This window comes from Martelella sp. AMO21009 (assembly GCF_053484295.1).
Window position 1 is genome coordinate 92,941 of record NZ_JBAKFR010000002.1, and the last position, 20,628, is coordinate 113,568.

Here is a 20,628-nt window from a genome sequence, read left to right on the forward strand (position 1 = left end):
CTCGACCGGATGAGGACGATGCCACCCGGTTTCAGTCGTCTTGCCGCTGCAACGCCAGGGCGCAACGGCTTTTTCGAGGCCGATCTCTAGAAAATCCAAAGCGCTTTGTACAGAACGCCAGCGGCAAATCTGTAACGTTACAGAAGTTATTCGCGCAACGTTGCCGAATTGCGTCACCCGGCCCGGCATGGCGCCGTTGAGCGCGCATGCAGGGCCGAAGCGCATCAGACGTCGGGCTTCACCCAGGCGCCGTCCTTCTTGGCGGATTCCACGCAGGCCTCGACAAAGGCAAGACCGATCACGCCGTCCTCGATCGTCGGGTAGATCACGTCGGGGGCTTCTCCGCCATCGCGGTATGCCTTGATGGCGAGCGCGGCCTCCGAATAGATGTTGGCGAAGCCTTCGAGATAGCCCTCCGGGTGGCCGGCGGGAATGCGGGAAACGCGGGTGGATTCCGGCAGCGCCCCGGCGCCGTTGCGGGTCAGCATCTGCTTCGGCTGGCCGAAGGGGGTGAACCACAGAATGTTCGGGTGTTCCTGCACCCATTCGAGCCCGCCCTTGGTGCCGGCGATGCGGATTTTCAAACCGTTTTCGAAGCCGGGCGCGACCTGGCTTGCCCACAGTATGCCCTTGGGCCTGACGCCGTTCTTCTCCTTGAAGCGCAGCATGACATGGGCGTTGTCGTCGAGCTGTCGGCCTTCCACGAAACTGTCGAGGTCGGCGGCGAGGCTTTCGACCGCGGCCCCGGAGACGAACAGGGCAAGGTTCAGCGCGTGGGTGCCGATATCGCCCAGCGCGCCGCCCGCGCCCGAGCGTTTCGGGTCGGTGCGCCACTCGGCCTGTTTCGAACCCTGCCGTTCAACCGGCTCGGTCAGCCAGTCCTGCGGATATTCGGCGTGGATCAGGCGGATATCGCCGAGATCGCCCTTTTCCACCATGGCGCGAGCCTGGCGGATCATCGGATAGCCGGTGTAGTTATGGGTGAGGATGAACAGCGCATTGGCCTTGTCGGCGATCTCTTTCAGCGCCTTGGCGTCTTCAAGGTTAGAAGTCACCGGCTTGTCGCAGATGACATGGATGCCCTTTTCCAGAAAGGCCTTGGCCGGGCCGAAATGCATGTGGTTGGGGGTGACGATCGCGACCGCCTCGATCCCGTCCTCGCGCGCGGCTTCCTTCTCGGCCATTTCCTCATAGGAGCCGTATGTGCGCTCGGGGTCGAGACCGAGCTCCTTGCCCGAGGCCAGCGCCTTTTCCGGCGTTGACGACAGCGCGCCCGCGACCAGCGTGTAGTGATCGTCAAGCCGCGCCGCGATGCGATGCACGCCGCCGATAAACGCGCCCGAGCCGCCGCCCACCATGCCAAGCCGGATGCGGCCGGAATATTTCTCGTCTTTGCCTTCAATCGCCATGTCGTGTTCTCCTGAATTGTCTTTGTCCGGGGTGGTGCCCCTCATCCGGCTGCCGCCACCTTCTCCCCGGCGGGGAGAAGGGGTCGTGTGGCTGGCTCTCTGCCTCTCAACCCGATCAGCGTGCTCCCTCGCCCGGGGGGAGAGGGTTGGGGTGAGGGGGGAGGCTATCAGCCCACGCCAGCCGTTGTGCTTGTCTGCGGCCCTCCGACAGCCGCTCTTCTCCGTTTCCTCTTTGCGCCCGTGCCCCTCATCCGGCTGCCGCCACCTTCCCCCGGCGGGGAGAAGGGATCGTGTGGCTGGTTCTCTGCCCATCACCTCGATCAGCAAGCCCCCTCGCCCCGGAGGGGAGAGGGCTGGGGTGAGGGGGGAACCGCCTGCGCCAGCGAACCCTACAGCCCCAGCATCCGCTTGTTGGCGGCCTCGTCGGTGCCGCCGCCGGCGAAGTCGTCGAAGGCCTTTTCGGTGACGCGGATGATGTGGTGACGTACGAATTCCGCGCCTTCGCGGGCGCCGTCTTCCGGGTGTTTCAGGCAGCATTCCCACTCGACCACGGCCCAGCCGTCGAAATCATTGGCGGCCATCTTCGAGAACACCGCGCCAAAATCCACCTGGCCGTCGCCGAGCGAGCGGAACCGCCCGGCACGATCGACCCAGCCCTGATAGCCGCCATAGACGCCCTGCCGACCGGTCGGATTGAATTCCGCGTCCTTGACGTGGAACATCTTGATCCGGTCCTTGTAGATGTCGATGTTGTCGAGATAGTCGAGGCACTGCAGCACGTAGTGCGACGGGTCGTAGAGCATGTTGGCGCGCGGGTGGTTGTTGACGTGGTCGAGGAACATCTCGAAGGTCACGCCGTCATGCAGGTCTTCGCCCGGATGGATCTCGTAGCAGATGTCGACGCCGTTCTCGTCGGCGTGGTTCAGGATCGGCGTCCAGCGCTTTGCAAGTTCGGCAAAGGCGGTTTCCACCAGGCCCGCCGGGCGCTGCGGCCAGGGATAAAGGAACGGCCAGGCGAGCGCGCCGGAGAAGGTCGCATGGGCGTTGATGCCCATATTCTTCGAGGCGGAGATCGCCATCTTCACCTGGTTGACGGCCCATTCCTGCCTTGCCTTGGGGTTGCCGCGCACTTCCGGCGCCGCAAAGCCGTCAAAGGCCTCGTCATAGGCCGGATGAACGGCGACGAGCTGGCCCTGGAGGTGGGTTGAAAGCTCGGTCACCTCGACGCCGTTCTCGCGCGCCTGGCCCTTGAAATCGTCGCAGTAGTCCTTGGATTCGGCGGCCTTCTTCAGGTCGATGAGCTGGCCGGCCCAGGTCGGCACCTGAACGCCCTCATAGCCGCAATCGGCCGCCCATTTGGTGATCGCGTCCCAGCTGTTGAACGGGGCCTCGTCGCCCGCGAACTGACCGAGAAAGATGGCCGGTCCCTTGATCGTCTTCATGATATTTCCTCCGTTCTATGCGGTCGCGTCGTGTCGGTGGCATGCACCTCGGGTTTCCGGCGAAGCGGCCCTGCTCGTGCAGGGCTGGAGGCTCCGCCGGGGTATTCTGTCATGCCGCCCTATGGGGGCGGCCTACCGGATCAATACGGCGAATCCGGGAAGTAGTAGTCCTCGGCATTGTCCTCGGTCACCAGCGTGGCGTCGAGGATGTAGCTGCCGGCCACCGGCACCTGATCCATCAGGCCCGCGACCGTCAGTTCCATGGCCGTGCCGATCATCGCCGGCGGATAGAGCACATCGACCGGGATCATGCTGTCGCCGTCCATGACCTTCTTGATCATGTCCTTGGAGCCCGCGCCGCCGATGACATACTGGATATCGTCGCGGCCGGACTGCTCGATCGCCTGCAGCACGCCGACGACCATGTCGTCATCCTGCGCCCAGACCACGTCGATCTTCGGATATTTGGTCAGATAGTCCTGCATCACGCGGAAGGCGTCGTCGCGGTTCCAGTTGCCGAACTGCTTTTCCAGAACCTTGACGTTGGAACCTTCGAGCGCTGCGTCGAAGCCGTCCTGGCGCTGCTGGTCGATCGGGATCGGCAGGCCGCGGATGACGACCACTTCGGCGTCCGGCGTGGTGTCGACGATGTATTCGCCGGCGACGGCGCCGAGTGCCGGATTGTTGCCGGCGACATAGAGGTCGCGGACATTGCTGTCGTTGTTGGACGGCGCGCGGTCGACCAGCGTCACGAAGGCGCCCTGGCTCTTGACCTGCATGATGGCGTTGACCAGCGGATCCGGGTCGGTCGGCAGGATCACCAGCGCGTCGATGCCCTGCACGGCCAGATCCTGCACGGCGTTGGCCTGGCTTGCCGGGTCGGGCGAGGTTTTGACGATGATGTCGAGATCTTCATACTCGCCCATCAGTTCCTCGGCCACGCGCTCGGCGTGGTAGACGATGCCGGCTGTCCAACCATGGTCGGCGGCCGGGATGGATACGCCGACCGTCAGCGCCTGCGCTTGCGTAACGCCGACAAGCGATGTCGCCGCCATAAGGGTCGCGCCCAATACCATATGTTTCATGCTTAATCCTCCCAAGTGGCGGACCGTTTCAGTCCGGAATGTCCGGGCTGCGGGTGGTCCGTAAAACCCGCAAGCGTTAACTTTTTTGCCTGTTGAACAGCGAACGCTGCACCAGCATGGCGATGATGATGATCGTGCCCTGGATGGCGGCGATCAGATATTCGGAAATGAAGTTCGACAAGAGCATGATGTTGCCGACAACCTCCAGAATGAAGGCGCCGCAGATCGTGCCCCAGATGCGGCCAACGCCGCCCCTGAGTGCGGTTCCGCCGACGACCACGGCGGTGATCGCCTGCAGCTCCCACAAGATACCGGTGGTCGCCGAGGTCGAGCCGAGGCGCGGCACGTAGAACAAGACGGCCACGGCGACGCAGAGCCCCTGGATCAGATAGGTGATGATCCGGATATTGCGCACCGAGATGCCGGAATAGCGCGCCACCTCTTCATTTGAGCCAACGGCGATCACATGGCGGCCGAAGCGGGTGCGATAGAGCACGAAGGCCCCAATCAGCGCCGTCACCACGATCGCGATCACGGGAACCGGAATCCCGAACACGGTGCCGAAATAGGCGGGGCGATAGGCCGACTGGACGTCGAAATCCTTAAGCGTGATCGCGCCGCCCTGCGACAGCCATGTCGTCAGCCCCCGGAATATCCCCATCGTGCCGAGCGTGACGATGAAGGGTTCGACCCGCCCGACGGTGGTGATCACCCCGTTCAAAAGCCCGCAGGCCATGCCGATCAGGATCGCGAGCACCATGGCGGTCGCAATCAGCAGATAGGGACTGGAAATCACCGCCGTATTGATGAACATGATCATCAGGCTGGCGACAAAGGCGACCATGGAGCCGACGGAAAGATCGAGCCCGCCGGCGGAAATGACGAAGGTCGCGCCGACGGCGATGATCGCGATGAAGGCCGAGCGCGTCGCCACATTCATAAGATTGGTGACCGTCAGGAAGTTCGGGTTTGAGAACGCGCCGAGCACCAGAAGCAGCGCCAGCGCCAGGAACGGCGCCATTACCCGAAGGTCGAGCCGGCTCATGAATCCGGAATTGGTTTCAGCCTGCCCGCTCACGACGCCATCTCCCGCTTGCCGGAAACGCCGGTCGCCAGCACCACGATCTCGTTTTCGTTCATGTCCTCTCCCGTCACCTCGCCGGCGATCTCGCCCGAACGCATCACCACGATCCGGTCGCAAAGGCCGATTAGCTCCGGCATTTCCGAGGAGACCACGATGATCGAATGCCCGTTTCGGGCAAGGTCGGCGATGAATTTATAGATCTGTTCCTTGTTGCCGATGTCGATGCCGCGCGTCGGCTCGTCGATGATCACGATCTCGGGTTCGAGCAGCATCATCTTGGCAAGCAGCAGCTTCTGCTGGTTGCCGCCCGACAGTTCGCCGGCGGCAAGTTCCTTCGAACCGGTGCGGATATCGAAGTCGCGGATCGCCGCGTCGAGCGCCTTGTCCTCGGCCTTGCGGTCGACCTGCAGGTTCTTCGTGAACCGGTCGAGAGCGGAAAGCGTGAGGTTGGTTCGAAGGTCCTTGGTCAAGAGCAGCCCCTTGCCCTTGCGATCCTCGGAAAGATAGACGATGCCGGAGCGTAGGGCCGCGATCGGGGCATTGAAGTTGACCGACCGGCCATTCAGCCGCACCGTGCCCCTGCCGGGTTTGAGCCCCAGCAACCCTTCCATCAGCTCCGTGCGTCCGGCGCCGATCAGGCCGGCGAAACCGAGGATCTCGCCCTTATTCAGCGTGAAGGAACAGCGTTCGGCATAGCCCGGCACGGTAAAGTCCTCGACCTGCAGCACCGGCAGGCCTGCGCCGTCATGGGCGCGGTCGGGATAGAGCTTGGAGACGTCGCGACCGACCATCAGCCTCGCCATGTCGGCGGGCTCGAGCGTATCGGCATCGCGGCTGGCGATCAGCTGGCCATCGCGCAGAACGGTCACCGTGTCGGCGATCGCCTTCACCTCGTTGAGGCGGTGGGAGATGAACAGCACGGCGACTCCGCGGTCGCGGATCGCGCGGATGACCTTCAAGAGCGCCTCGGTCTCGAACGGCGTCAGCGAGGCGGTCGGCTCGTCGAAGATCACCACCCGGTGCGGGGTCAACAGCACGCGGGCGATCTGCACGAGCTGGCGCTTGGCGATCGACAGCCTGGAAACGGGGGTATCGGGCGCGATGTCCGCGCCGAGTTCGAGCAGCGCCTTGTGGGCTTCGGCGTTCATCACCCGGTCGTTGACGGCAAGGCCGCGTCGAACCTCCCGGCCGAGGAAAATGTTCTGCGCCACGGTGAGATCGGGCGCGAGCAGGATTTCCTGATGCACCAGCACGATGCCGGCGGCTTCCGCCTCGACAGGGTTTTCGAAACTGACAGGCGCGCCGTCGACCTTCACGGAGCCGGCAGACGGTTTCAGGTTGCCGGCCAGAAGCCGCATCAGCGTGGATTTGCCGGCGCCGTTTTCGCCGATCACGGCATGGATTTCGCCGGCGCGAACGGAAAGATCGATGCCGTGCAGCACCTCGATCGGGCCGAAGGATTTCCTGAGCCCCTCGGTCTGCAGAATAGCGGCGTTTCCGCCCGCTTTCTCAATCATGATCCTCCCCAGGCGCTGTTGCCAAAGCGCTCATTTCTCTCCGGCGCGTCGCGCCGGAAGATGGTCCTCCGCGCCGCCTTCCCGAGCGGCGCAAAACGGGCGCGGATTCGCCCTTGCGGCGACGGCTGCCCTTTCCCTGATGAGCCTAGCGGGAAAAATGATGTACGTAAAGCATGTTTCGCCGTCGCAACCGTCTCCAGGAGGCGGCTTCAGAAGAGGTCGGGTCAGTCTTGGCCGATTGCGGTCGGGCCTTGCGAAGGCGGGGGCTCGGCTTCGGCCGGCTTTTCGGCGGCGGCGAGGTTTGCCTCCAGCACCCATTCGCGCCAGATCGCGACGATCAGCGCCATCAGCACCGGGCCGACGAACAGCCCGATCAGCCCCATGGTCTTGACCCCGCCGACAAGGCCGAAAAAGGTCGGCAGGAAGGGCAGCTTGATCGGCCCGCCGACGAGGCGCGGGCGCAACGTCTTGTCGACGATGAAAAGCTCGATCGTGCCCCAGGCAAACAGCGCGATGCCGTGGATCGGCGTGCCGCGCGCCACCAGATAGGCCGAGATCAGCGTGAAGGTCAGCGGCGCGCCGCCCGGCACCATTGCCATCACCGCCGTCAGCAGGCCGAAGGACACGAAATTCGGCACGCCGGCCAGATAGTAGGCCGTGCCAAGCACGATGCCCTCGCCCATGGCGATCAGCGTCATGCCGGTGACGGTCGAGGAGATCGTTGCCGGCACCACGCGCGAGATCCGGTACCAGCGGTCGGGAAACAGCCGCTCGCCGATCATGTCGAGTTGGGCTGCGAACTTGTCGCCGTCCTTGTAGAGGAAGAACAGCGCGATCAGCATGAACAGCGCCGCCAGCGCCAGACCGAACACCCGGCCGCCGACGAACAGGGCGGTGCGATAGATGCTGCCGATATTCTCGCCGCTGACGGCCTGGATCAATTGGCCGATATCGCCGGGCTGGCCGAGATATTCCTGCCACTTCGCCGCAACCCATGCGCCGATGGCGGGCAGGTTGTAAATCCAGTCGGGCACCGGCGCGCCGACGCGGTTGGCCTCCGCGGCCCAGGTGATCCAGGCCTCGAGCTCGCGCGACATGTAGATCACCGCGAAGACGATCGGCAGGATCAAAAACAGCAGGATCAGGAAGATCGCGATCGCGGCGGAAATCTTGCGCCGCCCGCCAAGCCTGCGGTCAAGCTTGCGGTAAACGGGCTGCGAGGCAAAGGCGATGATCAGCGCCGCCAGCACCGGCACCAGGAAGCCGTGAAAGAAATAGATCGCGGCGAGCGCGACGCCGAGCAGCAGCCAGCGCGCCGCCGTGACGGAGGGGATCAGCGGCGCGCGGGCGGCGGCTGCCGTGCCGATCCAGCTTTGCGTCCTGTGATGCGGTTTCTGATCCATCGCCTGTTTCTTTCCCGTGGGCGCAGCCCGGCATTATCTATGCTGCCCCCATATCGCCTTTCAAGGCCGATAGCCAGCAAAAGCCCCGTCGCCATCAAAGCCCGCGCCCGCCAGAGCCTCTCCTGCCTCGATCCCGGACGGACGCGAACGGTCGGGATCGGCGCGGCAAGGGGCGGCGGCGAGCTGGTCGACATAATCCGCCGGCAGACCGTGCTGGCGCGCGCCGGCAACCACCAGCGCATGATACCAGTCAAAGGGCAGCAGCGTCGGATCGCGAAAGGCGGGCGGGGCCTTGTAGGTGCAGGCTGAGACCGTCGCGTCGTCCTTCAGGAGGCGCACCGCGCAGTCATCGATGCGGTCATAGCCCTTGCCTTTGCCTTCGAACGCATCAAGCAGATCGCGTTCGCTCAGGTCGAGCGTGAACACCACGCCGAACACTGCCTCGCCTGGCCGCTCCACGATCGTCGCCTTGCCGGATCCCTCATTGCCGATCTTGGAAAAGGCGAGCGCGTGGTTCTCCAGCACGGCCGGACCAACGGGCCGCGCCGAGGGGCAGCGCCGCGTCAGCCGCTCGGTCAGCATGTTGGAGCCATAGGCGAAATAGGCGAGCGCCATCAGCCTTCCAGTTCCTCGCGCAGCATTTCCAGCTCCAGCCATTCCTCTTCCTTAGCGGCCAGTGTTTCGCGCTCACGCTCCAGCACTTTCGCCGCCTTGGAGAAACCATCCGGATCGCGGGCGAAGAATTGCGGATCGGCCATGCGTTCCTCGAGCTTGGCGATATCCGCCTCGATCTTCGCCATTTCCTTCGGCAGGTTTTCCAGCGCGAATTTCTGCTTGTAGGAAAGTTTTCCTTTCGCCTTGGCGGGTTCCGGCGCGGCCTTCTCCCGTGCGGCCTGCTTTTCCTTCTTTTCCTGGGCCTTCGCCTCGGCAGCGGCGCCCTTGCGCTGCGCCATCATGTCGGAATAGCCGCCGGCATATTCCAGCCATTCGCCATCCGGCGACAGCGGATTGGCCGGCGCGATCGTCGAGGTGACGGTGCGGTCGAGAAAGTCGCGGTCATGGGAGACGAGGATGACGCTGCCGGCAAAGCCGGCGACGATCTCCTGCAGCAAGTCCAGCGTCTCGATGTCGAGATCGTTGGTCGGCTCGTCGAGGATCAGCAGGTTGGACGGTTTCGCCAGGATGCGGGCGAGCATCAGCCGCGCGCGCTCGCCGCCGGAAAGGTTGCGGATCGGCGTGCGGGCCTGTTCGGGCTGGAACAGGAAATCCTTCATGTAACCCGCGACGTGGCGCTGCTCGCCATTGACCAGCAGCGTATCGCCGCGCCCGTCGGTGAGATAATGCGCCAGCGTGTCGTCGGGGTCGAGCTCCTCGCGCTTCTGGTCGATCACGGCGATTTCGAGATTGACGCCAAGGCGGACCCAGCCGCTGTCGGGCGCAAGCTGGCCGGTCAGCATCTTCAAAAGCGTGGTCTTGCCCGCCCCGTTGGGGCCGACGAGACCGATGCGGTCGCCGCGCGAGACCCGGAGCGAGAATGGCTTGACGATCGTGCGGTCACCGAAGGATTTGGTGATGTTCTCGGCCTCGATCACCAGCTTGCCGCTTTCGCGCACATCGCTGACCGTGGCGTTGACCGTCCCCTGCGGCCCCTGATGGCCGCGGTGGCGGGCGCGCATGTCATGCAGTTCGCCAAGCCGGCGCATGTTGCGCTTGCGCCTGGCGGTGACGCCATAGCGCAGCCAGTGCTCCTCGCGCACGATGGCGCGCGCAAGCTTGTGCTGCTCGGCCTCTTCCTCCTCCAGCACCTTGTCGCGCCATTCCTCGAAATGGGCGAAACCCCGGTCAATCCGCCGTGCAATGCCGCGGTCGAGCCAGACGGTGGCGGTCGAGACGTTTTCGAGAAAGCGCCGGTCATGCGAGATCAGCACCATGGCCGAACGGGTGCCGGCAAGCTCCTCTTCCAGCCATTCAATGGTGGTGAGGTCGAGATGGTTGGTCGGCTCGTCGAGCAGCAGGATATCGGGTTCGGGGGCGAGCACCCGGGCAAGTGCCGCACGGCGCGCCTCGCCGCCTGAGAGTTTCTTTGGATCGGCCGACGGCGAAATGCCGAGATGCTCCATCATGTAATCAGCGCGGTAATGCTCGTCGCCGGGCGCAAGACCCGCCGCGACATAGGCTTCCACGGTGGCATAGCCGGAAAAATCCGGCGCCTGTTCGAGATAGCGGATGGTGGCGGACGGCTGGCGGAAGATTTCGCCGGACTGCGCCTCGACCAGACCGGCGGCGATCTTCAGAAGCGTCGACTTGCCCGATCCGTTGCGCCCGACAAGGCAAATCCGGTCCCCCGGCTCGACCTGCAGGCCGGCGCCGGCAAGCAGCGGCGTTCCGCCGAAGCTCAGATGGATATCGTCCAGTTTCAAAATCGGCGGCATAAAGCCTCATACTCCCGAAAAATCATGCGGCCGGAGAATGATGATCCCCGAACCGTTTTTCAAGCCGAAGCGCACCGGCCCGCCCTTCGCCTTGTTCGATACGCCGCGCGCAGCACCAAAGGGCAGGGCGAAATCCTCAAGCGGATAGACCGCGTTGTCGATCGAAAGGCCCGCGAGGTGGGACACGCCGAGCACGGAGAACAGCGCGCCTTCCGGCATCTCCACCACCGTTTCCCCGGCAAGCAGCGGATGGGCCTCCTCCTCGCCCGAGGTCAGCACGATGTCGATGCCGTCGCCGGCGAGCCGGACGGCGAGCAGCATGTTCATCAGTCCGTGATCGGTGCGCTCGCCCTGCAGCGCGCCGGCCATCACGATCCGCCGAGCACCCCGCTCCAGCGCCTCTTCAACGGCGAGCGCGCCATCGGTCAGGTTCTTGGCGGGCGGAAAGCTCTTGCGCGTGATCTCGGGAAAGCGGGCCACCAGATCGGCATCGGTGGAATCAAAATCCCCGACCCAGACTTCCGGTTGCACGCCAAGCACCCCGGCATGGCGCATGCCGCCATCGGCGGCGATCACTCGGCTTCCGGCCACAAGCGCCAGCACCCGGTCATCAACCGCAAGCGCACCGCCCAGCAATATCGTGAAGGTCTCGTTCATCGCCTACGCAATAGAGCGGATCGGGCGCAAAGGGAAGGGCGGTTCAGGCGGCGCGTGAGACTGGAGAGAGCCCACAGGGCTCATGGATCCCGCCTGTTCCCTAACTGGCCGAACGGGCCTTGGGCGCGATCTCGGGGGCTTCGCCGGCGGCATGGATGCGGGCGTAATCCTCGAGGCCGTTGACGAAGCGCTGATAGAGCCTGGAGAAGGTGTCGAGGTCATCGGCCGACCAGTTTTCCGTGACGCCTTCGAGAAGCCGCCGCTTGACCGCGTGAACCTCGTTGAGCAGCACCTTGCCCTTCGCCGTGATCACCAGGATCGAACGGCGGGCATCGTTCTGGCACACGCGCCGTTCCAGCACGTTCTGGGAAACGAGTTCGGCGACGATGCGGCTTGCGCGCGAGGGATCGATGCGCATGCCTTCGGCAACCGAGCCGATCGTCGCGCGGTCGTCCTCGCCGGCGCGATAGACCACGTCGAGCACATCGAGATGGGTGATCTCGAGCGCCGGCGCGACATTGGCGATCGCGATCCGCCCGATAATGCGGCGACGCATCATCAGCCGCTGCTGCGTCATGGCGTCGGAAATCCGGTCCATGGCGTCGGCCTGGTCGGGGGGTGTCGTGTCGCGCTTTTCGTCCATGCTCTCTGTCTATCAGATCATCGGAAATTTTGAAACATGCATAGTGCATATCCATGCTGTTGACAAATACTTGCTTTCAGCACATGTATCGGCGATGCGCTCCACCGAGACTGCCCCGCCCATGGACCAACAGAGCCAGTTCGTCTCGCTGGTCGAGCATCCGCGCCGTCGCGTCATTGCCTTCCTGTTCCTGCTGATGTCGATGTTCCTGGCGACCCTCGACAACCAGATCGTCTCCACCGCGCTGCCGACGATCGTCGGCGAGTTCGGCGCCGTCGAACGTTTCGGCTGGGTCGCCTCCGCCTATCTGCTGGCTTCCTGCGCGGTGATGCCGATCTACGGCAAGCTTGGCGATCTTATCGGGCGAAAATATGTGCTGATGGCGGCGATCGTGATCTTTCTGGTCGGATCGCTAACCTGCGGTCTCGCGGTCTCGATGAACACGCTGATTGCCGCGCGCGTTCTCCAGGGTTTCGGCGGCGGCGGGCTGATGGTGTCGATCTTCTCGCTCAACGCCGACCTGTTTCCCGCGCGCGAACGGGCCAAATATCAGAGCTATGCCAGCCTCGTGCTGATGACGTCGGGCGCGCTCGGCCCGATCCTCGGCGGCACGATGACGGCCGCCTTCGGCTGGCGCTCGATCTTTCTCGTCAACCTGCCGGTCGGGCTGATCGTGCTGGCGGGCCTCCACATTCTGCTGCCCAACCGCAAGACCGGGCGCAAGCCGACGATCGATTTCGCCGGCGCGCTGCTTCTGGCGCTGATGGTGACGGGGATCGTGCTGTGGTGCGATTCCGGCGAAATCTTCGGCTCGATGCTGTCGCCGGCAAGCCTTGGCGTGGTGGCCGCGGTCGCCGTGCTCACCGGCGTGTGGGTGATGGTGGAGCGGCGCGCGCCCGAGCCGATGATCCCGCTCTCGCTGTTTTCAAACCGCACCGTCGTGCTGCTTCTGATCGTCTCGATCACCAGCGGCAGCATCGCCATCGGCATGGTCAATTATCTCGCTCTGTTCCTGCAGACCGTTCACGGGCTTTCGCCGACGGCCGCGGGCCTGTTCTTCATCCCGGTTACCATTGGTCTTGCTGTCGGCGCGCTCACCGGCGGGCGGCTGATGTCGATCACCGGACGATACCGGCCGCTTGCCGTTCTCGGCTTGTCGCTCTCGACGCTGGCCTTTGTGACGCTTTCGCTGTTTGCCGTTTCCGCCCCGCTGGCGCTGATGGCGCTGATCCTCGGCCTGCACGGGCTCGGCATCGGCTTCGGCCAGCAGGTGCCGGTGCTGGGCGTTCAAAACGCCGCGCGCGGGGGCGATGTCGGAGCGGCCACCGGCACGGTGACGCTGTCGCGCATGGTGGGCGCGTCGGCCGGCATTTCCATCTACGGCGCGATCCTGGCCCATGGCCTCGGCCGTTCCGCGCCCATTCCGGGCGTCGGCGCGCTTACCGAGCTTTCGCCGACAGGCATTGCCGCGCTGCCGGAACCCGCCCGCGCGCTGGCGATCGGCGGATACGGCGATACATTCACCATGCTGTTCATGTTTGCAGCCGCCGTCTGTTTGGTCGGTCTTGTCGCAGCCCTTGCGCTGCGACCCGTGCTCCTTGGCGCGCCGGCGCAGGCTGCGGAATCAGCCTGACCGCTTGATGGCGGCCTCCGGCGGTGGCGTGATCGCGGGCGGTATCACAGCCGCCTTGGCCTTGCCGGCGCGGGCAAGTGCGGTGCGGGCGGCGAAATACTGGATCGCGATGCCCGCCAGCAGCAACATACTATCTCCCAGGAGGGTGATTCCGGTCATTTCGCGCAGGATCTGAAACGCGAAGGCGGTCAGCGACCCGGTCACGAAGGTGGCAAGGCTCGCCCGACCCATGACATTGATCGGCTCGAAGACCGGCAGCGACAGGAAACGCTTGAGCCCCGGCATGTAGACCACGATATAGGCGAGCGCCAGAATGTGGGCGATACGGGGCAGGCTGAGCCATTCCTTGCTGGTATCGGCGATGAATTCCGGCATGAAGGCGGGGAAGGGGAAATTATACTCCCCGATCAGCCGCCACCACACCGAATAGACCACGAAGGCGACGGACGCGGCGTAAAGCGCGGAGTGGAACGCGACCAGCGCCTTGCCGCGCCGGTTGGCGATGCCAACCGCAAGCCCGATCGCAAACAGCAATTGCCAGCAGAACGGATTGAAGAACCAGGCCCAGTCGGCCGGATAGGCCGGGAGCCGGACCTCGAAATAGCGCGCCACCAGCCAGATTGCGAAAGAGACCGACAGCATCAGGCCGATACTGCGCCTGCCCAGCAATAGCAGCGCCGGCAGGGCCGCAAACAGCACGATATAGAGCGGCAGGATGTTGAAATAACTGACCTGATAGGTCAGCAGGGCGGAGCCGGCAATCGTGGCGATCGGCTGTTCCCACAGCCATGACAGCCCGTTTAGCTCGGCGAATTCCTCCATGCCGAAACGCACCAGAAACGGCGTCGCAAGCGCCAGCACGACAAGTGTGGAAAACACATGCGCGCCATAGATCGTACCCGCCCGCCGCCAGATGCGTTTGGCCGTCTCCATCAGCGAACCGGCGACGAACCGGCCGCTATAGGCAAGGCCGGCGGAAATGCCCGAGATCAGCACGAAGGCTTCGGCGGCATCGGAAAATCCGTACATCCGCATCGTGTAGAACGAATAGAGGTTCTCCGGCACATGGTCGATGAAGATGATGATCAGCGCCAGACCGCGCAGAACATCCAGGCGCGGGTCGCGCTTGCTTTTCACCGTGGCCGCCGGGGCGGCGGCCTTGCTCCTGTTAGCGTCCAAAGGCGTTATCCCTGCGCGGCCGAAAAGGCGGGCTCGATTGCATCCGTCCTCGGCGCGGCGGTCTCCCGGTCAACAGCGGGTCTCTCCTTCCAACGCGCAAGAACGCGGTCGCGTTCCCTGACGATGGCCGGACGCGCCAGTTCCTCGGGGGTGCGGAACAGCTGGCAGCGATAGGCGAACCGCCCGCTCGCCGGCGATGAGCTTGCGGCGATCAGCAGCGGGGCAATGATCTGCGGACCGGCGATCGGCGTCAGCCACCAGAACAGGTCCGGCGCGAGCGTCCACGAGCCCACGAGCGTCAGAATGCCGGTCAGCACGATCCACCAGCTGGCGCGGAAGGCCTCGCCGAATTTCAGCGTCTGGCCTTCGCGGTCGGAGGACGGCCAGCCGCCATCCATACCGAAGATCACCTGCATCACCGAGCGGCTTTGATACATCAGCGTGATCGGCGCAAGCAGCGACGACCAGATGATCTCCGCGAGCGTGGACAGGAAGACCCGGAAAAATCCGCCGAAACGGCGCGCCTCGCCGGAAAGCCCGGCGCGCAGCGCGATCAGCAGTTTCGGCCCGATCAGAAGCCCGCCGACGCCGACCAGCAGCGTCACCGCGAGCGCGGTCTCGGCGCGCGGAAATATCGCCGGCAGATAGGGGCTCGGAAAGTAGTCGATCGCTGGCGCAAACAGGGGCGCGACGATCGAGGCGGCAATGAAGGCCATCCACAGCGGCGAACTGATATAGGCCATCACGCCCTGGAGAAAGGTGAACCGGTTCCAGCCATGAAGGCCAGGCGCTGTCAGCAAGCGGATATGCTGAAGATTGCCCTGGCACCAGCGGCGGTCGCGCTTGGCATAGTCGATCGCGTTCTGCGGCCCTTCCTCATAGGAGCCCTCAAGATCCGGGTCGACCCGCACGATCCAGCCCTGACGCCTGAGGAGCGCCGCCTCGACATAGTCGTGGCTCAGGATATGCCCGCCGAAGGGCGGCGCGCCGGAAAGCGCCGGCAGGCCGCAGCTTTCGGCAAAGGCATTGGTGCGCACCATGGCGTTGTGGCCCCAGAACGGGCCTTCCTCGCCCTGGATACGGGCAAGGCCGCGGGTGAACATCGGCGAGAACAGTCCGGCGGAAAACTGCAGCGCGCGGGCAAACCAGGTCTTCGACGCGATGATCTTGGGCAGCGTCTGTAAGAGGCCGAGCCGCGGCTCGGCTTCCATCCGGCGCAGCATTTCAACGATCGTCTCGCCTTCCATCAGGCTGTCGGCGTCGAGGATCAGCATATAGGGGTAGCGCGCGCCGTGGCGGCGGACGAAATCGCCGATATTGCCGGCTTTCTTGCCGCTATTGTCGGTGCGGCGGCGATAATATGCGTCGATCCCGCGCGGCATATCGGCATGGAGGGTGAGGAACCACGCCTCCTCCTGCGCGATCACATCGGGATCGCGGCTGTCGGAAAGAATGGCAATATCGAAAAGCCCGGCATAAGGCGTTTGCGCCAGCGAATGCGCCATGGCGGCGACCGACGAGAACGTCGCGCGGGGATCCTCGTTATAGACCGGGATCAGGATGGCTGTCTTTGCCGCCTGGCCGCTTTCGGCAAGCGAGGCGCGCGGCGGCGTCTTGAACCTGCGGCCGATCAGGCCGCCAATCCCGAGTGCGGCGCCCCAGGCGATCCACGCGGCGGTCGCGGCACATAGCGCGATCCGCACGAAGTCGACCCAGTCGGCGCCGTCGGCGAAGAAAACGTCCATCGCGATGCGCGACGCCGCAATCGCGATGATTGCGGCGAATACGATCGAAAAGGTCCGTCTGAAGGCCAGCATCGGTTATCCCTTTAGTCCTTGCGGGCCTCGCCGTTGAAAACGGGAGGCCACCCGGAAAAGTTACCTTCCGGTTTCTAGAGCCGCGCCGAGCGCGGGCGCTGCCACACGAGAACCGGCGACAGGATCGTGGCGATCACGCCGCGACGGCGCGGGCGCTCGAGAAGCTGCTCGGGCATGGGAAGCGGCGCGGCCGCCGGCAGAAACCGGCTGAATTCCATGTGCTGATCCGACCCGTCAATTTGGTTGGTCATCGCCTTTTCTCCACTGATATAACCAGATTTCACTCACGTCGCGGCTGCCGTCCGTCAGCGCCCCGACAATTTCCACCGGCGCATCGCCGGCGGGCTTGATATCGATTGCCAGACGCCAGACTCCCTGACCTCTGATCGCCGAGACCGTGGAATGTGCGACCTCGCCATTGGTAATGTGCAGGCGTTCCTGCAGTTCCGAGCCGGCCGCCATGTCATCCAGCGGGCCGCCGGCGAAATCGACCACGAGCTTGCGCACGTCGTCATTGTCATTGGCCACACCGGACACGCCGCCCTCGCCGCTGCGGATATCGATGACGCGGGCAAGCCGGGCCTGGTCTTCCTCGATCGCGCCCCAGGTCAGCCGGTAGCCAAACTCGGCCGATCCGCCTTTCTTGGCGGGCGCTTCCGGCTGCCAGAAGCAGACGATATTGTCGTTGACTTCCTTATCGGTCGGGATCTCGACCAGCGAAATCGTACCCTTGCCCCAGTTTCCGGCCGGCTCCACCAGAAGCGACGGCCGCCGCTCGTAATGGGCCTCGGCGTCCTGGTAATCCTCGAACGCGCGATGGCGCTGGTAGAGGCCGAACGCCCGCGGATTGGTTTCGCCGAAGAACGAATTGGCGAGCGTCTTGGCATTCTGCAGATTGCGCCAAAGCTCGGTGCCGTCGGCACGCACGATCTTGAGACCCTCGCTGTCGTGGACCCGCTCCCGATAATCATCAAAGGCATGATGGTTGGCGGGACCGAACAGGAACATGGAAGTCATAGGGGCAACGCCGAGACGCTCGATATCGTTCCGGAAAAAGAGTCGCGCGGTGACATCCATGCGCGTATTCTTGCCCGGCGTGATCACGAAACGGTAGGCGCCGGTCACGCTCGGACCATCAAGCGCCGCAAAAACGGTGATCTTGTCCTTCTCCGTGCCCGGCCGCATGATGTAGAAGGCGGAAAAGCGCGGAAACTCCTCGCCCTGGCTGGTCGCGGTGTTGATCGCAAGGCCGCGCGCCGAAAGGCCATAGAGATTGTTCTGGCCGAGCGCGCGGAAATAGGACGAACCCAGGAACGAGATCAGCTCGTCGGAGACCTCCGACCGGTTCAGCGGATAGTTGATCCGGAAGCCCGCGACCCCTGGCAGCTTGACGCCGTGGAACTGCTCGACGTCCAGCGGCGCGCGGTAGATGAAGTCATCGCCGGTGAATTCGAGCTTCTGCGCAACGCCGTCGGCGACCTCGTAGATATCAACCGGCGTCTTGAACAGCCAGCCGAGCGCGAAGGCCTGAAGCTGAAAATCGGACTGGTCGCGCCAGATCGCCTTGTTGGGATCGTAGCGGATCGCGCGGTAATCATCATATTGAAGGTCCCGGAACGGTTCGGGGACCTCCTGAGAGGGCTCCTCGTAAGCCTCCCCGGCCTTGGCCTTCATCTGTTCGGTAAGCGTGTCGAAATTGAACGCGTCAGGAGGCGGCGCTGACGCCTCGACCGTTGCGTTGGCTTCCGGCATCTTTCCCGGCTCGACCGCCTGCTGCGCGAAGGCCTTGCCGCCCACCCCCGAAAGAGCGAGCGCGCCGACCGCGGTCTGGGCCAGAAAGGTTCGTCTCTTCATGCGTAAATCCCGTTGGCTTTAAATGGATAGATAAAATGAAATGGTGCAGAGCAGCATACTCATTCCCTTCGCCCGCCGGAAGCGCGCAGGCGCGGTTGCGCGAATGCCCGGCGCCAGACGGGCGCGGACGAGTCACAAACGAGGCAGGCCCGTTTCGGTTCCATCGCTGAAGAAGAATATTTTCGATCGATAAAATAGACGTTCCGGGAATCCGGCATGAGGATGGCTCACCAAAAAGGGCTGACACACACTTTTGCGTACCAGCCCATTATTAGCAAAGCCATTCAGCCAAAGAATGGCAAAATCATGGCAATGTGCCACCTTCGCGCCGCAATATTTTCACATAGTCGGAAAACCCGTGCGGCAGGCCCTGATCAGGCGGCCTTCACGATCTCGACCAGTTCCACCGCAAAATTCAAATCCTGGCCCGCGAGCGGATGATTGGCGTCAACGGTGACTTCCTGTTCCTCGACCTTGGTCACGATCAGCGGCACGGTCTGGCCATCTGGCGTGCGCGCCTGAAGCTGCATGCCGGGGGCAACTTCCACTTCCTGCGGCATGGCGGAGCGCGGCACGACCTGCACCTTCTGCGGGTCATGGGGGCCATAGGCTTCGCTGGAATCGACCTTCACGTCGCGGCTGTCGCCAACATTCATGCCGGCGATCTCGCGGTCGAGGCCGGGAATGATCTGGCCGGCGCCGACGGTGAATTCCAGCGGCTCGCGGCCATCGGAACTGTCGAAGGTCGAACCGTCATTAAGGGTTCCGGTGTAGTGAATACGAACGGTATCGCCCGCTTTTGCTTCTGTCATCTCGTGTGCTCCTTCCTTGAAACACTGCACGCTGGCCGAGATCGGCCGCGCCGTTTTCGGTTTTCCAGAGTGCTTTCGCCCCTGAAGGATGAGCCGACACACTTTATTTCGCATGACGACCGACTTTTCGTCCGGCGCGCCGGACAAGCCCTTTACCTAATGCTTCCGGGCCGTTTTTTCAAATCGCGCGCCACTTGAAATGCCGGGACCGCCGCGATAGGTGTTTGGTCAGCTCTAACGGGGTGCGATTTTCGCTGAGAGGCTTTGAGCCAACCCGAAGAACCTGATCCGGCTAGCACCGGCGGAGGGATTAGACGCGCAGGACGCCGTTTTCCCCTCAGTTACCGAACACAAGGAGGCGTCATGACCTATCGCACGACCATCGCCATTCTCGCGCTTGCGGCCCTTCCGGCGCTGCCGGCGGGCGCTCAGGAGAACAAGGTCCTCACCGTCTATACCTATGAAAGTTTCGATGCCGAATGGGGCCCGGGGCCGGTGGTGAAGGACGCCTTCGAGAAGACCTGCGACTGCACGCTGAAATTCGTCAGCGTCGAGGACGGCGTTGCGCTCCTCAACCGGCTGAAGCTCGAAGGCCAGTCGAGCCCGGCCGATATCGTTCTCGGCCTCGACAACAACCTCATCCACGAGGCGAAGGAAACCAGCTTCTTCGCCAAATCCGGCGTCTCGACCGAGGCGGCCGATATTCCTGGCGGCTTTTCCGATGATATCTTCGTGCCCTTCGATTACGGCTGGTTCGACATCGTCTACGACACCGAAAGCATCGACAACCCGCCGACAACGCTCGACGAACTGGTGAACGGCCCCGCCGACCAGAAACTGGTGATCGAGGATCCGCGCACCTCCACGCCGGGCCTCGGCATGCTGCTGTGGATGAAATCGGTCTATGGCGATGACGCCGCCGCCCAATGGGAAAAACTCTCCGACCGTATCCTGACGGTCGCGCCGGGCTGGTCGGAGGCCTACGGGCTGTTCACCAGCGGCGAGGCGCCTATGGTGCTGTCCTACACCACATCGCCGGCCTATCACGAGATCGAGGAGGGGAGCGACCGCTACAGGGCGATCGATTTCAAGGACGGGCTTTACATCCAGATCGAGGTCGCCGGCATGACGACGATGGCCGATGATCCCGACCTTGCAAGGTCCTTCCTCGAATTCATCCTGACCCCCGGCTTCCAGGACGCGATCCCGACCCATAACTGGATGATGCCGGCGGCCGCGACCAGCGAGCCGCTGCCCGCCGCCTTCGAAAACGCCGTGAAGCCGCAAAAGACCCTGCAATTTGCCCCCGACGTCGTCGCTGAAAACCGCCAGAAATGGATCGACGAATGGCTGAACGCCATGAGCGCGCGGTGAGAGCGATAGGTCCGGCGGTGAGGCGAGGGCGCGAGGCTACCTCGCCTCTGGCGCAGTGCGGCGAACCGCGCCGCAGAGCCCCCCAATCTTCTCGCCCCGGAGGGGAGAGATGTCGCGACAGCGACAGTGAGGGGGCAGTCTATCACCGCGAACGCCCTCACGTTTTGAGATGCCGCGCCACCCTCACTGCCCCTTTCGGGGCATCTCTCCCGCCAGCGGGAGAGAGTATTGGGAGCAAGGTGCCGCGCCCCGAAGCAACAGACCCGCTCCTTTATAGGCGAGGTGGT

The 20,628-nt window shown here is 63.8% G+C and carries 17 protein-coding genes and 1 riboswitch; of the genes, 2 read left to right on the top strand and 15 right to left on the bottom strand.

Going from position 1 to position 20,628, the window contains the following annotated elements; genetic code table 11:
• Positions 1-224 precede the first annotated feature (224 nt).
• The 10 genes from V6766_RS02650 to V6766_RS02695 form a co-directional block, all read right to left on the bottom strand.
• On the bottom strand, positions 225-1,409 hold the full coding sequence (locus tag V6766_RS02650; RefSeq protein WP_448463361.1) for a Gfo/Idh/MocA family protein: 1,185 nt from the start codon (positions 1,407-1,409) through the stop codon (positions 225-227).
• 389 nt (positions 1,410-1,798) lie between these two features.
• Positions 1,799-2,851: a sugar phosphate isomerase/epimerase family protein gene (locus V6766_RS02655; RefSeq protein ID WP_448463363.1), complete on the bottom strand. Its 1,053-nt coding sequence runs from the start codon at positions 2,849-2,851 to the stop codon at positions 1,799-1,801.
• Positions 2,852-2,991: 140 nt separating this feature from the next.
• Positions 2,992-3,906 (bottom strand): substrate-binding domain-containing protein, encoded by a 915-nt coding sequence (locus V6766_RS02660; RefSeq protein WP_448463893.1) that lies wholly within the window; start codon positions 3,904-3,906, stop codon positions 2,992-2,994.
• 106 nt (positions 3,907-4,012) lie between these two features.
• Complete coding sequence (locus tag V6766_RS02665; protein WP_448463895.1) at positions 4,013-4,981, bottom strand: ABC transporter permease; 969 nt, start codon at positions 4,979-4,981, stop codon at positions 4,013-4,015.
• 29 nt (positions 4,982-5,010) lie between these two features.
• Positions 5,011-6,537, bottom strand: a complete 1,527-nt coding sequence (locus V6766_RS02670) for a sugar ABC transporter ATP-binding protein (RefSeq protein WP_448463365.1) — start codon at positions 6,535-6,537, stop codon at positions 5,011-5,013.
• A gap of 224 nt (positions 6,538-6,761) precedes the next feature.
• Complete coding sequence (locus V6766_RS02675) at positions 6,762-7,940, bottom strand: AI-2E family transporter (RefSeq protein ID WP_448463367.1); 1,179 nt, start codon at positions 7,938-7,940, stop codon at positions 6,762-6,764.
• 60 nt (positions 7,941-8,000) lie between these two features.
• Complete coding sequence (locus V6766_RS02680; protein ID WP_448463369.1) at positions 8,001-8,555, bottom strand: gamma-glutamylcyclotransferase family protein; 555 nt, start codon at positions 8,553-8,555, stop codon at positions 8,001-8,003.
• A complete protein-coding gene (locus V6766_RS02685) occupies positions 8,555-10,372 on the bottom strand; it encodes an ABC-F family ATP-binding cassette domain-containing protein (protein ID WP_448463371.1) in 1,818 nt (605 codons plus the stop codon). Before V6766_RS02685 ends, V6766_RS02680 begins: the two co-directional genes overlap by 1 nt.
• Before the next feature lie 6 nt (positions 10,373-10,378).
• Positions 10,379-11,029 carry a thiamine diphosphokinase gene (locus V6766_RS02690; protein ID WP_448463373.1) on the bottom strand — a complete coding sequence of 217 codons (651 nt, stop codon included), beginning with the start codon at positions 11,027-11,029 and terminating at the stop codon, positions 10,379-10,381.
• Between the two features lie 100 nt (positions 11,030-11,129).
• Positions 11,130-11,672, bottom strand: a complete 543-nt coding sequence (locus tag V6766_RS02695; protein ID WP_448463375.1) for a MarR family winged helix-turn-helix transcriptional regulator — start codon at positions 11,670-11,672, stop codon at positions 11,130-11,132.
• Positions 11,673-11,793: 121 nt separating this feature from the next.
• Between V6766_RS02695 and V6766_RS02700 the strand changes: the two genes are divergently transcribed.
• Positions 11,794-13,305 (top strand): MDR family MFS transporter, encoded by a 1,512-nt coding sequence (locus tag V6766_RS02700; protein WP_448463377.1) that lies wholly within the window; start codon positions 11,794-11,796, stop codon positions 13,303-13,305.
• Here the strand turns inward: V6766_RS02700 and V6766_RS02705 are convergent.
• The 5 genes from V6766_RS02705 to V6766_RS02725 all read right to left on the bottom strand — a co-directional run bounded on the left by V6766_RS02705 (position 13,297) and on the right by V6766_RS02725 (position 18,967).
• Positions 13,297-14,484: an OpgC family protein gene (locus V6766_RS02705; RefSeq protein WP_448463379.1), complete on the bottom strand. Its 1,188-nt coding sequence runs from the start codon at positions 14,482-14,484 to the stop codon at positions 13,297-13,299. The two genes, V6766_RS02700 and V6766_RS02705, sit on opposite strands and share 9 nt — an antisense overlap.
• A gap of 5 nt (positions 14,485-14,489) precedes the next feature.
• Complete coding sequence (mdoH, locus tag V6766_RS02710) at positions 14,490-16,301, bottom strand: glucans biosynthesis glucosyltransferase MdoH (protein ID WP_448463381.1); 1,812 nt, start codon at positions 16,299-16,301, stop codon at positions 14,490-14,492.
• A 74-nt stretch (positions 16,302-16,375) separates the two neighbouring features.
• Positions 16,376-16,552 (bottom strand): hypothetical protein, encoded by a 177-nt coding sequence (locus V6766_RS02715; protein ID WP_448463383.1) that lies wholly within the window; start codon positions 16,550-16,552, stop codon positions 16,376-16,378.
• Positions 16,536-18,155 carry a glucan biosynthesis protein gene (locus V6766_RS02720; RefSeq protein WP_448463385.1) on the bottom strand — a complete coding sequence of 540 codons (1,620 nt, stop codon included), beginning with the start codon at positions 18,153-18,155 and terminating at the stop codon, positions 16,536-16,538. The genes V6766_RS02715 and V6766_RS02720 overlap by 17 nt, the downstream gene beginning before the upstream one ends.
• A gap of 374 nt (positions 18,156-18,529) precedes the next feature.
• Complete coding sequence (locus tag V6766_RS02725) at positions 18,530-18,967, bottom strand: FKBP-type peptidyl-prolyl cis-trans isomerase (RefSeq protein ID WP_448463387.1); 438 nt, start codon at positions 18,965-18,967, stop codon at positions 18,530-18,532.
• Between the two features lie 228 nt (positions 18,968-19,195).
• Positions 19,196-19,294, top strand: a riboswitch (TPP riboswitch).
• Between the two features lie 36 nt (positions 19,295-19,330).
• On the opposite strand from V6766_RS02725, the gene thiB reads away from it, so the two are divergent.
• A complete protein-coding gene (gene thiB, locus V6766_RS02730) occupies positions 19,331-20,341 on the top strand; it encodes a thiamine ABC transporter substrate binding subunit (protein WP_448463389.1) in 1,011 nt (336 codons plus the stop codon).
• The last annotated feature ends 287 nt before the right edge of the window (positions 20,342-20,628 follow it).